Source organism: Patescibacteria group bacterium (assembly GCA_041662965.1).
Lineage (GTDB): Bacteria > Patescibacteriota > Patescibacteriia > Patescibacteriales > GWC2-42-12 > JACPHD01.
In genome coordinates this window covers 21909-35696 of the sequence record JBAZRI010000011.1, presented here as the reverse complement: position 1 = coordinate 35696, position 13788 = coordinate 21909, and the positions used below count along the sequence as shown (strand labels likewise).

Here is a 13788-nt window from a genome sequence, read left to right as displayed (position 1 = left end):
TTTAATGCTGAATTTAAAAACTTTGCCTTAATGCGCGAGCCCGCCTCCTCGGCGGGTAAACTCCGCGAGCGCATTCCATGCGCTCATAACGCTGAAGGTTTCATATGGTCGAGTTTATTAGACATAGCACGAACCTTTTTCCGGAAAAAGGAAAAATTTTAAGAAATTTTTCCAAAGCCCATTCACGCCCTAAATTCAAAGGCACGGCGGGCAAAAAAGGAAAGGGGTCGGGGGAAAGGAAATTTTTGCCCGCCGTGCCTTCCTCCCGCCGGAGCCTGTCCCGCACACCGATGCGGGAACGGGCTAATTCGCCTCTTTTTCAAGCCAAGATTATTTTTCGTGCCAATATTATTGGCGCGCCGCCTATCTTTATTCCAGATTCTTCTCTTGCTCCAACAACTTCTCGTATTCATCAATCAGAGGATGTTGCCAAGTTTCTTTAAGCATTTTTAAAACTTCATTTTCAAACCATAATTTTTGTTCTTTGCCTCTATTAAACTTTTTCCAAAGATCTGACCCCTGTTCTGCGTGAGCAATCAGCAAACTCTCAAGATTATGAATTTTGTCAGCAACAGCAACTGCTTTTGCTCCTTCTGAACCATCGCGCACAGTTTCAACATATTTTTTCTTCTTTTCTTCCCATGGCAAGGATTCATCATTTGTAACAGCTCTAATGATTTTCAATACTTCCTCGCCAAGTTCATCTTTCAATTTATCTTCTGGAAATTCCGTATCCTCCAAAATATCATGCGCCAAAGCCGCCGCGATAACAACATCCGGAAAATTATATTTTGCCAGTTTTAAAGCAACCATAAACGGATGAATAATATATGGTAAACTATCACCTTTGCGAGTTTGGTCCTTATGTGCAATAACCGAAACTCGTACGGCCTTTTCAATAACGTTATTACTGTTCTTATCCATAAAAACTTTTAATTATTTACTACTGCCCGCACAATCTTTCAACTCTAAATGGTATGCGGACGAATTAAGTATTGGCTCGAAAGACATTGTCTCTTCTTTTAGACCATATGATTTAAATATTTCGAAGCATACTTTGCTGTGCGTACCGTCCATCCAATATATCTTCAAAGTATAGTCCATAGCATAATCCAAAAGTCCATAATCCAATTCTTCAATCAATAACGCCTTTCCGGTTTTCATGGTTCTAATAGATTTTTCACGCTTATCCATATACTCCAGTTCGTCACCCGAGCCGTCGAAACCAGAAACGGAAAAATTTATATTCTTAATATCTCGACTACCATCGTTTATTAAAAATACTTTGTAGGTAGCAGGAAATTCAATGCTGGAACCAATCCTATCTTTATCGCTACTCTCTTTTACATACAATTTTGCCATTTCTTTGCTAGGTACAACACAAATGCGAAGATTCTCGGTTATCACATTTTTTGGACAATGCATTTTTTCTTTTAAATTATCAAAATTATTTATTTCCATATTGTTTTTGATTATTAAACCTTATTTTATAAACCACTAAACTCCGTGTCAATAAAACTAGCGCGCCGCCTTTCATTTTACCGCTTTTTCAATAATTGCACTATCCATATTATTTTGTTCAGAAACTGGCATTTCGCCTAATTCCAGCTGTTGATAAAAAAATGACAAAGTGGCTTCCTGGGTAAAATAGGCAGATAAATAATTCTTATCTTCTTTGACTGCTTTTAAATGGCGTTTATAGGCTTCTACCGGATCACAGGAAATAAATTGTAGAGAAAGCTCATAACCAAGCTTTTTCATTTTATCTATGAGCGGATCGATTAACGCTTTATTGTCGCCTATAATTTCAATCGCAATATTTTTCCCAGCCCCTAGGCTTTCTCTTAAAATCATGTCGCTCGCCAAGGCGGTATAGCTTGATAACTTGGGATTATTTTTTTCAAATTCTTTTTTTATAGTTTTGTAAATCTCGCCAAAATCAAAATGCACATAACCAGTCGCATATTTTTCCCTGCGAATTGTTGTTTTTCCAGAGCCAACTCCGCCCATAAAAATCACAAATTGAGGTGGTTTTTGAGAAACACCTCTTTCCCAAAATGGTTTTGCAATCTCGCCAATTTTAATATATTCATCACTAGAAAATTCCATAAATTTATATAATAAATTCTTATATTAAAATCTGATCGGTATAATAAAATTATTTCCAATCTCTAACAATTATACTCTTTCCTTTCATTTTGACAACTACTTTCTGTTTTTCTCTCCATTTTAGTTCATTGATCATTTCAATCGGAATCGTTACGGCATAGCTATCACCGCTTTTTAAAATTTTACGAATATTTTTGTCTTCTGATTTTCTTATCGCCATATTTTTAGAAATACTGATTTAAATTAGTATTTAAATAGTACCTAAATTATTACTCTCTATAAAAGTTTTTAAATTATTTGTACAACCCTTAATCTCCTGATCTAATAAATTTATATCAGTTAATTCATCAATCTTCTTTACTATTTTTTGAAATTTATTATCGCCAATTACCCCAAGTTTTAATTCAAAACTTGTCGAAAATTTTATTTTCTGTTCATTCTGAACATTATTTTCTATCGCCGTATTTTCATTTGTTGGTTCATCCTCAGTCGCTTTGTCGTTATCAAAAATCGTAAAATAATCAATGCCAAAAACTTTACAAATCATTTGATAATTTTTAATTTTTGTTTTACCCCACGCGGGAATTATTGAAACAGAAAAATTATCTACATCACAGCCGGAAAGTTTTAAAAGTTTTGGTAAACCATATTTTTCAGAAGGTCCTTCAACCAAAATACATTTTTTAGCAAAAAACAATTCAAGATTTTCACGTAAAACCGTACTAATATCTAAATTTTTAGTTGCGTAGTCATCGAGATAATCTGCCCTTGTACCTGTTTGGCCATCAGTAGCCGCAATTTGTTCTTGCAAAACTTCTTCCTTCGGAAAAATTTGGAAGTTTGAAATTGCTCTAATTTGTTTCCAATTTTTTAAAGAAATAAAATTTTCAGATTGAGAGGAATAAATAATCTGTAAATCAGTTTGTTTTGTAAAAATATCATACATCTTTTTTTGCCAATCACTATGCAGGTGAAGTTCTGGCTCGTCTACAATCAAAACAATTGGAATTTTTTCTTGATCTGCGACATACGCAAAAAGAGCATAGGCAATCAAAATATTAAAACCAGAGCCAAGATTTTCCGGTAATAATAATTTCTCTCCTTCTTTTTTTGCTATAAAGGCTGATTTATAAGGCTGTTCAATATCTATAAAATCGATTTGAAAATTATTATCTTCACAACAAACTGACTTTACTTTGTCATTTATTTTTCTAATCAAAACTCCTTTTTCATCAACAATACTTCTTAATAATCCCGCGAGTGTATCATATTCCTGCGGAATCAAATCACTTTCATTGTTTGCTTGCTTCTTTTTATATCGCCAATGTAAATCGGTCAAAATTTTAAAAATTAAAGAATAGGAGCCTGCAACGTCTTTATTCCTATCTTTAGATAGATAATAAGACTTTGCCAATCCCTTAATTCGATTAGGGTTAAATGTCAGGCTATAACTTGGGAATGAAGCTTCTCTTATAACTCCAGATTTTATTTTAAATTTTATTTGGTAAAATCTATCAGTTTGGGCAGCCTCGGTGGTAATTCCTTTCAGTAAATCTTTAATTATTTCTTTAGCTGAATCTAAATCACTTACAACTGAATCAACCTCTGATAATAAAATTATCTTATATGATTTTTTAAAATTTTGGCTCTGATATATCGAATCGTCAATATTCCCTAAAATTGGAACAACTGTTTTTTCTATTCTAAAGGGATCATCCAAAATTTTTTCCGCTTTCTCTCGACGTTTTATAAATAATCTAATCTTATTGCAAGGAACAATCACTTTTGATGCAATGTTTGTGTTACTAATAACATCAATATCAACATAAAAAGGATTCTCTGTTTCCCCTTCAATTATTATAGCATCTTCCATTTTTGTGCCACTCGCCTCTTTGTGGAAATCTTTTTCGCTAATTTTTGTCGGTAAATAATCCGACCCAATCAAATAATTTAGTGCCTCCAAAATTACAGTCTTACCACTTCCGTTTCGACCTATAAAAGCAGTTAAGCCCTTATTTAGATTAATCGTTGTTCCTTTACCATTTGCCCCCTTACCAAAACAACGAAAATTTTTGATTGTTAGCGACTTTATAAACATATATATCTATATTTCACTTAAAACACCACCGATCATTTAAACACCTCCACCAACTGCTTAAAACTCTTCGATTTGTATTTATCCCACTCTTCCTGCTTCACATAAATCATTTTATATTCAATTTTTTTCTGTCTTTCGCTTGCGTCTTCGCACCATTGCTTTAACCTGTTTATTTTTTCAATATCATTTAAATCTTCTCGCCCTTTTGTTTCTACAATATAAACCGTCTTATTATCGGTCTTTACAAAAAAGTCGGGATAATAATTGGAAATCGCGCCGCTGGCGTTTTTGTAGTCAATTTTGAAATGAATTTCAGAATAATTTTTTGCGAATGAAATAACATCGTCAGCGCTCTCTAAAAAATCGGCAAATTCAAGTTCAAAATCGCTATCACCGACTATTTTATTAAACACGCTCTTTTTCGGTAATAAATATTTTTTATCAGTTACGACAAAAGGCCGCGCGCTGCTTACTTTTATATAATTTTTTATTTCTGTATCGCCTACATCTTGAACGGTTAAATCGTTTACTCCTTTTTTAAACGACTCAATAATTGTTTTGACAACTTCTGTTTCTGATAAGTTTCTTAAAATATTTGAATCATTAAGATCAATATTATTATTAAATAAATAATTACAAACAAAATCCTTAACTTTTTCGAAAAGAATATCATAACAACCAAACAGCCTTAATTCTTTCATTATTCTCTGGACAAAAAACCCAACTACACTCTGATAATTCGGCTCAATAGAACTATTTAAAATAGTAGTATGGTGCATTTTCTCATCAACCACTTCTACAAAAATAATTTCCTTTTTTTCTTCTTCGCTAAACTCTTTTACGCCAATCTTTTTATTATTAAATTTTGCAACATCTAATAAATTCAAATTTTTATATTCTCTTTGTATCCTTGGCGTTAAAACCGGTAACTCAATATCTAAATTATCAATATTCTTTTTTGGATTTTCCTTGTCAACTTCAATAACTGATGGAGTTATCGGGGTGCCGCTTCTGTCCATTTTTCTCTTTTCTAATTCAACGCCTTCTGCTTTAATCGATTCTATAAATTCCATAAACGCCGGCGTACCAATAACGCTTACATATTCTTCAACATCTTGGCCAAAAAACATTCGACGCAGACCACGGCCAAGTGTTTGCTCTGGCAATATCATTGAATCAGACCCGTACGGGCGCAAACCCACGATTGTTGTTACATTTTTTACATCCCAACCCTCTTTAAGCATAAGAACGGACACAATAACTTTATATGGGCTTTCTAAGCTATCTATATTGTTGGCCTTTTTCCTTAGCTCCTGTAATTCTTTTTCTTTTTTGCCAGTAGTAGTTTCAGAAATTTCACCGCTTTTATTAGTATGAATTGTTAAAACCGCGCCTTTTAATTTAGGATAATTTTTTTCAATAAAACCCGCGACATCATCGCAATTCTTTGTGTCGTCGGTCATTATAAAAAGAATTGATTTTTTGCCGGTCGGTTCAAGCTCTTTGTAGGTTTTCTCCCATTCTTCAACGCCTAATCTAATAAAATCCTCGTACTTTTCAGCGAACAGGGAGCTTTGTTTTTCTTGTAGTTTTGCTCGACTGGCCTGATCCGGTAAAACTGGATTTTTTACCACGCCTTGATGTATAGCTTCAACTAAGGGGTAATCGGAAATAGTTTGCACAAAAATTTCACCGCGATTATTTTTTGGCGTTGCCGTAACATCAATTTGTAAAGCTAATTTTTTGCCTTTTTGTAATAATCTATTATGTATATCTTCAATAGATTTAAACCACGCCATTTTTGGATCATGGATATGGTGCGCTTCGTCATTTATAATCATTAGCTCGTCAACATCACGCACAATTTCGCCCAGATCAACTTTTGAATCATTAGTTTTGCCAACCACTTTACTGCCTAAAAAATAATCAGAAGAATCTTCATCGTCAAAATTTGCTTCATTAACACTCCCCTCGTAAACTCGATGAATATTCGTCAGAAAAATATTTCCAGATTTTGAAATTGTGCCAACCTCGTCCTGCAAATGTAATTTAATTTGAAAATCGTCCTGCCAGTTTTGTCCTTGATAACCGTTATCAGGTAAAATCGGATCTTCATAAAATATTTTTAAGCCTTCAAAATCAGCTTTGATTCGATCTAAAACTATGATGTTCGGCGTAATGAGTAAAAAGTTTTTTGATAATTCCGAATTTTCCTCGTAGAGCTTATGAAAATATGACCAAGCGAGCAACAAACTCATCACTTTTGTTTTTCCGCTTCCGGTTGCCATTTTTATTACAAAACGGAGCCAATCTTCGGTAAACATATTCGGGCTTACCCGGCCTAATTTATCAAACTTGATTAAATCGTATTTATTGGCGACTTTTTCTACATCATACAACCAAATAATAGTTTCCACAGCTTCTCTTTGGGCATAATAATATTGAAAAGCGACGCTAGTACCGTCTTTAATATAAATCGTATGCGGTTCTTTAAACCACCAGTTAAGCAGAGCTTTTGAAGTTTCGCTTGCGCCTTCGTAATTATCTTTTCGCCACTCAGCCACCTTTTCTCGTAATTCCGGCACAAAAGGAGGCAAAAGTTTTTCATAACCCTCTTTTCGTAAATCTTCATCAGCCGGAAACCACCTGATTGCTGGACTAAGTATTTGAAATTTATCTTTTGGAAAATTTTTGTGTAAAGCCATATTTTATAGCTAACATTAAATAAAATAATATTATTAACAATTTTCTATTGATTTTTAAATATTTTTATGTTATCTTTTAATTAATCACGCTCAATGAATTTATTCGTTGAGATACACATAAATCCGAGGGAGCAATTCCTCGGATTTATTTTTGTAAAATATTTCTTAGATTAACAATCGAACAAGCATAAAAAAGATCATTCTCTATTTCAAGATATTCCTTTCCCATATGACCAGGAGCAAATACCAAAATTACCTTTTTACCCTTTTGAATTAAATCTTTAGTTAAAGCGGCATAATCACCATCGCCACTAAAAAGCAACAGGGTTTCATAATCATTTACTAAATTTAATGCATCTCTAGTTATTTCAACGTCAAAATCGCATTTTCTGCGTCGAACTGGTAATTTTAAATTTTCTTGAAGACCGCCTATATCAATATTTAATTTTTTTAATTCATTATCTAAGTCCTCGATAGAACTAAAAATATTTTTAAGAGATCCTTCCTTTTCTAGGCTCGCAAGATCATCCAGTAAACTATTAATTTTCTGAGCTAAATCATAAAGTTTAATTGAAAGCTCTGAATTTGTTTTTTTAACATTGTCTAAAACGTCAAACAAATCTTTTACAATTTTTTTAAAATGTTGCTGTTTCTCCAAAAAAACTGGCGGCCATTTAACTTCTTTAGAAACCGAAATAAACCCAATATTTTCAATTTCAACTTTAAACTCTTCTGATTTTTGCTGACCAACCTCCACTCCATGATACAATCTTCTGCCAATAATTTTTGGCCTATCAAAAAATTTAAATAATTTTTTAGGGCATACCTCCCATTTTAAAGTTTTTGACCAACCCCAAACATTTGCCCAATCAATTATGAGTAAAGTTTTCTTTTTTATTTTTAATCTAAACTTTTTATTTTCCATATTAAATTTCTATTCCATATCTAGGATTATATGTTTCATCAGTGACTTGAGCGTCATTAATTCTGTCTATTGAAAATCTTCTAATGCCGCCCTTGCTCGCATCCCAAGCAAAAAAACCGTCTTCACCATTATCATGGCTAAAACTGTAAGGCTCTACATATCGCCAGCCTTCGCTTGTACCGTCTTTTTCACGATAAATAATCTTTAAAACTTTTTTTTCTCTAGCAGCTTGTTTAATTGTTTCTATAATTGGATACATTATTTTCTTATAAAATTTAAAAAACTTTTACCAAAATTTGTAATATTTTTTACTCTCGCTTCTTCTCCGGACCCAAAATTATTTTCACTTAAGACATACAATAAATCTTTATAGCCTAAAGACAGAAGTATCTGATTTAATTTGTCTTTTACCTTAGATAGGTTATAAATATAATCTTCTTCAGCTCCTAATTTATTATTATTTTTAACACTCCTTGTATCCAAAACGCAGTTTCTTATCTCGTTTACTGTTATTCTACCTATATTTTTATACCTTGTGTTGTTAGATATAATACCACCCTCCCCCCACATTTTTAATATTATCAACTCATCGGCGGTAATATTATTTAGAACATTAATTAATTTCGTATGTTCATTAAAATCTTGCTCAATCCCAATAGCCATATTCAAAATATAATTTTTTAACAACTGTCTTTTTTCTTCATTGCTCTCTTTAATATTTCTATCAAACAGCTCAAGAAAAACTGATATAAACTTATCTGATTGAACAACGCTCATAACAAGATCATCTTTATGCTCTTCAAATTGAAGCATAAAATCGGAAACTTTTTTGTTTGCAAAGTTTCCCCATATTGAAATAAGAGCGCAAACAGCGCTTGCTACAAAAGAAAATTTATTTGTCGTGTATCCTAGAGCCTCTAATCCTTGGGCGATAACAGGAAAACCTACGACTATAGAGTTAATAGAATTTTTATTTTGATTCTTTTTTTCTTTCATACATAAATTATAATCAGAATTACCTATTGTATATATTGACTCAATTCTTTTTTTAATTCATTAACTATTTTTTCTAGTTCTGGAGAATATTTATTTTTTTCTCCTTCTATATTCCACAATAATTCTTGATTTTCTCTAATCTTATTAGAATACATTTGCCAACACCTTTCGTCTTCATACTTTGTATCACCTCTATAAATATTATATCCGCATTGAAGTGCTAATGATAATTCATTTATTTTTTTATTAAATTCGGATATAATATTTTTAACATTATCGCCCAACAAAATTTCAGCTTCTATTGAGTATTCATCAAAATTATTTATTTTATAATCGTACATTTCTTTAAATCTTTTCTGATAAACGAAGTATTGCCAATTATAATCATCTTGATTTTTATTGGCTTCAGTGGGATGTAAAAAAGGATTTCTGACTTTTTTTTCTATTATTTCTTGCATTTTTCTGAAACTAACCATCAGTTTTTTAGCAACATTATACTTACCGCCTCCCTTCATCTGTTCTTTCCATTTATTTAAAGCTAAAAATGCGGCGATCGCCAAAGCAACTTGAGATAAATTACCAATAAAATTAAAAAATAATTCCCAATTCATAATATTAAAAAAATACAATACTAAAAAATAGCTCATAGCCTAGATTTTAATTTCAACAACCTTCGTCGTATCATTTCCAAAAATATCAATCACTTTAACCGCGATTTTCATTTTACCTTTTGGCGCTTCTTTGAAAGCGGAAGTAAACTGAAGTGTCCTGTCTTTTTTCGTCCTGAATGATTGCCATTCATTTTCAAAAATATAATTACCGGTCCAAACCTCCGTATAATCATCAATTTCCAGCTGTTGAGGATCTTTTGTCCCATCAAGTTTAGCCTGAGCGCCTTTCTCTTTTTTAACTCTAATAATTTCCTTTTTACTTTCAAAATTAAAATCAACAGACCAATAATCAATCCAGTCCGTCCATTTTTTCGTTAAAACTTCGCGCTCAATGATATCCGTATCTTTGTCTTTAGAAATCTTGATCACCTGTCCGTTTTCAATGATAATTTTATTTCCTCCAGATTGCAGTTTTTCTTCAACTTCGCCGGTATTGTCTTGATTATAAAAAACGGAAAAATCAGTCAGCTCAATTGCTATTTCTTTAACATTACCTCGCCCGCGAATTATTGGTTTAACTTCAATGTAGGCGACATCATAAAATTTAACCTGCCCTTTTTCTACGGCTTTTTTATCAAACACCTCGCGCGGGATGACTTTAAACTGCACGTCTATACCCAGTTTTTTTGCCGATTCAAAATCCAACCCCATTTCATAATCAAATCCCAAAACATCAGCTTTAGTTATTTTCTTTTCTCGGCATTCGTTAATTATTTTTTCTAAAAAATCATTGGTAACCGGCGTGTCAATTGAACCGACAGCGACCAATCTATCCCTTTTCTTACCGACAAAAGTATTAAATGAATCCACCGGCTCGGCTTTGTACGCCGAGAGAATAAGTTTGATAAATTCTTTTTCTTTATTTTCTCGCTGGATTCTTTTTTCTTCGTCACGTAAATTTTCATTTACTGTCAGAAATTTTTCTCGTTCGTATTTGCCTATATTAAGTATTTCAAATGCTCGAAAATCCTTACCCTCACTTTTAAGATCCCTTTGTACGTCAATTAATCTTTTGCGGGTAGTATGGATAGAAAATTTTCCTAAATCAGCGCCAATCCATTTCCTACCCATTTTTTCCGCTACCGCCAAGGTTGTACCGGAACCACAGAAAAAATCTGCAACAAGATTACTTTCGCTTGTGGTTGCTTTAATAATTCTTTCTAAGAGTTTTTCTGGTTTTTGCGTGGGGTAGTCTTGGCTCTCTTTTGAAAAACCGACCGTATTACCACTAATATCCGCCCAAAGATTTGATAGTTGTCTGCCTATTTCAAGTCTTTCATTTAAATAATATTTTTCAGAGATGACCGTTGTAAAAAGAAGTCTATTATCATTTTCTAATTTTCTCATCCGGTTTTCATTAAACCGCCAACCCTTTTTTGGACACTTCCAAATATTTCCATTATTATCTTTATAATCGTATGTTGTAGCAGGTCCAGGGCTTGAAGTTTTAATTATGGGTTGTGTTCTGTATAAACCCCTGCCGTCATTATCATTTTTACTAAAAACTTTTATGTTTTCCTTAGTTAACTCTCCGCTAAAACCAAAATATTGATAATCATCGGATTTTGTACACCACAAAATATAATCACAATTCTTGGGTAAATTTCCCGACACGGTCTTGCCCGCCGAAGTCCGCTGCCATATTATTTCGTTTCGGAAATTTTCTTTTCCAAAAACATCATGCAATAGAAATCGTAAAGAAGCATTTACTCTTTGGTCGCAATGAACAAATATATGACCATCCGGTGCTAATAAATCGCGCATTAACGATAGGCGTTCATAAAGCATGGCCAAGAAGGAGTCTTGTCCTTTACCCCAAGTATCTCGAAAGGCTATCTCTTCAATTACCGATGGTTTTTTAGTAAAAGATTCCTCGCCAATTTCAATATTCATAGAAAAATCCGCGCCAACGTCAAACGGCGGATCAATATAAATAAGTTTAAGTCCGCCCTCGGTTTCAATCTGTTTTCTAAGCGGGCCATTTTTGAGTGAGGATAAAATCAATTTATTATCGCCCCAAATAAGTTTATTAGACCAACCCTTAATTTGCCGACCGGAAGTATCAAAAAGCGAACTTTGCGCAGAAATTTTTTCCTCGCTTCTCGGCTCGTCAATATGTTCAATGGCCTGAAAAGGCAAAACCATACTCTCCACTTCGTCAGTTTTTCCGCTCCACAAAAGCTCAACTTCTTTAGCTTCTCCGAAAAGCAAAAAGCGGTATTTTTCCGGCAATGGCTTACCTGATTCCAAATATTTTATAATATCTCGTTTTTCGTTATCAGATAAATTCATAATTATTATTTTTAGTTTTCTAACAAAAACTGATATTTAATTTAATTCCGTTAAACCGTCATTAATAATTTTTAACATTTTTTCATCATATAATTCAATTGGCAATTTTTCCGACTGTTCAATTATTTTTGATTCATTATATGATTTATCTAGTTTGGCCCTTTGTATATTAATCCAGGTTCCGAATTCGCTGTTAATTGACTGATAAAAATAGAAAGTTCTATACGAATAGAGCTGTTTATCATAATTTCGCATATAGTGAATTCTTAACTCAATTACATTATATTCCGGATTGACAACATATTCCTCTGGTAGTCTAATTTCTTTCGATTCAAAAGTAACCATCTTTTCAAAAATATATTGATTGCCTTCGCCGCCTCCCCATACAGCCCCAACAAATTTTTCTCCATCAAATTGCCTTCTTATAATCTGCACTAACACATTTAATGCCTCAACTTTGCCATCATTTGAAATAATTATTTTAGGAGCTTTAAAATCACTGTTTTTGTACATCATCGAACTAATATTAATTAACGGCCTCAGATTAACCCCTTCTTTGTTTGCAAAAATACTTAAACTTTCCTTTGAAATGGACAGGGCTAAGTTAGCAATTCTAAAGTTTTTGTTTGAAAAATAAATTGTAAAAAAACAGAAATCAAAGTTATAAATAACATTACCCAATTTAAAATATTAGCCCTTCTCGCCTGTTGCACACTCTGATCGGCTTTTATAACTGACTCTCTTATTAATTTTAAATTTCTTAATTCTAGTCTATCTTTATCACTCATATTGCCAAATTTTTCTTGATAAGACTGACAGTGCAAATATTTGCTTGGCTCTTGACCCTCATGTTTAGTACAGCAGGTTTTATAATTGCTAAGCTCTTCATCTCTTATAGAACAATAGGCCTTATCTTTATCAATTTTACCATAACCGAGTTTTTCATCTTCATAACCAACTTTAAAAAATTGGCATTTAAAAATGTTCCTGGGCTTATCATATTCAAACTCAAACTCAAAATTATTTATCTCTTTTTTATTTTTATTATTCATAATAAAATCAATTCTTATCTTTTTACTTTTGAAATAAACTTTTATCTAATTAAATCATCGACGCCAACGCCCAATGCCTTGGCAATTTTGGATAAAGTTTCTATGGTCGGATTTTTATTAGCGCCTGATTCAATTTTAATAATGGTGTTGTAGGTAATATCCGCCAATTTAGATAGCCTGTCTTGTGAAATACCCATTTTATTGCGGTATTTCTTCATATTTTCAGCAATCATTGATTTGTTTGTTGACGACATTGTAATATATTACTATAATTAAAATAATAGCTATGTATATTCGTTAATCTATTACTATACTATCAAGAATCAAGGGTTTAGTAAATACAAAAGGGAGTTCCTTGTAGTTGCGCGCGAACGGGTGGGTGGGTCAAGCGCAACCTAATGGCGGCGCATCCCGTAACCGGGATACGAAAAATAATCTTGACTTGAAAAAGAGGCGAATTAGCCCGTTCCCGCATCGGTGTGCGGGACAGGCTCCGGCGGGAGGAAGGCACGGCGGGCAAAAATTTCCTTTCCCCCGACCCCTTTCCTTTTTTGCCCGCCGTGCCTTTGAATTTAGGGCGTGAATGGGCTTTGGAAAAATTTCTTAAAATTTTTCCTTTTTCCGGAAAAAGGTTCGTGCTATGTCTAATAAACTCGACATAGACGAACGTTCGTGTTCACGGAGTGCGTCCGCCTTAAGGGCGGACGCACGCAAAAATAAAAAGTTTTTAAATTCAGCCTTAAAATCAGCCAAAATTTTCCACTCCTCCCGCCACTCCCAAACCACCTTTCTATTTAGCAAACGGCGGTTCGTCGGGCGCGAAGCGCCCAAAGACAAAAACAAAATTTTTCTAAATAATGATTTAAATACTGATTTCGCGGTATAGCCACAATTTACAAAAATTTTGTTTTTGTCTTACCAATTTTTTCCGTCCGCTCCC

14 protein-coding genes are annotated in these 13788 nt (G+C 33.3%); all 14 read right to left on the bottom strand.

Going from position 1 to position 13788, the window contains the following annotated elements; genetic code table 11:
* Positions 1–369: 369 nt before the first annotated feature.
* Complete coding sequence (locus tag WC639_05040) at positions 370–924, bottom strand: HD domain-containing protein (GenBank protein ID MFA6307142.1); 555 nt, start codon at positions 922–924, stop codon at positions 370–372.
* A 12-nt stretch (positions 925–936) separates the two neighbouring features.
* A complete protein-coding gene (locus WC639_05035; GenBank protein ID MFA6307141.1) occupies positions 937–1461 on the bottom strand; it encodes a hypothetical protein in 525 nt (174 codons plus the stop codon).
* A 72-nt stretch (positions 1462–1533) separates the two neighbouring features.
* Positions 1534–2109, bottom strand: a complete 576-nt coding sequence (locus WC639_05030) for a zeta toxin family protein (protein MFA6307140.1) — start codon at positions 2107–2109, stop codon at positions 1534–1536.
* 49 nt (positions 2110–2158) lie between these two features.
* Entirely contained in the window at positions 2159–2329 is a 171-nt protein-coding gene (locus WC639_05025; GenBank protein ID MFA6307139.1) for an AbrB/MazE/SpoVT family DNA-binding domain-containing protein, read from the bottom strand.
* Positions 2330–2359: 30 nt separating this feature from the next.
* The gene (locus WC639_05020) at positions 2360–4207 is read right to left on the bottom strand and encodes an AAA family ATPase (protein MFA6307138.1); all 1848 of its coding nucleotides are present in this window, start codon (positions 4205–4207) and stop codon (positions 2360–2362) included.
* A gap of 32 nt (positions 4208–4239) precedes the next feature.
* Positions 4240–6912 carry a DEAD/DEAH box helicase family protein gene (locus WC639_05015; protein ID MFA6307137.1) on the bottom strand — a complete coding sequence of 891 codons (2673 nt, stop codon included), beginning with the start codon at positions 6910–6912 and terminating at the stop codon, positions 4240–4242.
* A gap of 145 nt (positions 6913–7057) precedes the next feature.
* The gene (locus tag WC639_05010; protein MFA6307136.1) at positions 7058–7837 is read right to left on the bottom strand and encodes an NYN domain-containing protein; all 780 of its coding nucleotides are present in this window, start codon (positions 7835–7837) and stop codon (positions 7058–7060) included.
* A 1-nt stretch (position 7838) separates the two neighbouring features.
* Positions 7839–8096 carry a WYL domain-containing protein gene (locus WC639_05005; protein MFA6307135.1) on the bottom strand — a complete coding sequence of 86 codons (258 nt, stop codon included), beginning with the start codon at positions 8094–8096 and terminating at the stop codon, positions 7839–7841.
* Entirely contained in the window at positions 8096–8833 is a 738-nt protein-coding gene (locus WC639_05000; protein ID MFA6307134.1) for a hypothetical protein, read from the bottom strand. Before WC639_05000 ends, WC639_05005 begins: the two co-directional genes overlap by 1 nt.
* Before the next feature lie 23 nt (positions 8834–8856).
* Positions 8857–9444 (bottom strand): hypothetical protein, encoded by a 588-nt coding sequence (locus tag WC639_04995; protein MFA6307133.1) that lies wholly within the window; start codon positions 9442–9444, stop codon positions 8857–8859.
* Between the two features lie 39 nt (positions 9445–9483).
* The gene (locus tag WC639_04990) at positions 9484–11796 is read right to left on the bottom strand and encodes a site-specific DNA-methyltransferase (protein MFA6307132.1); all 2313 of its coding nucleotides are present in this window, start codon (positions 11794–11796) and stop codon (positions 9484–9486) included.
* Positions 11797–11832: 36 nt separating this feature from the next.
* Complete coding sequence (locus WC639_04985) at positions 11833–12312, bottom strand: hypothetical protein (protein ID MFA6307131.1); 480 nt, start codon at positions 12310–12312, stop codon at positions 11833–11835.
* An 83-nt stretch (positions 12313–12395) separates the two neighbouring features.
* Positions 12396–12848 carry a hypothetical protein gene (locus tag WC639_04980; GenBank protein ID MFA6307130.1) on the bottom strand — a complete coding sequence of 151 codons (453 nt, stop codon included), beginning with the start codon at positions 12846–12848 and terminating at the stop codon, positions 12396–12398.
* A 41-nt stretch (positions 12849–12889) separates the two neighbouring features.
* A complete protein-coding gene (locus WC639_04975) occupies positions 12890–13102 on the bottom strand; it encodes a helix-turn-helix transcriptional regulator (protein MFA6307129.1) in 213 nt (70 codons plus the stop codon).
* Positions 13103–13788 lie beyond the last annotated feature (686 nt).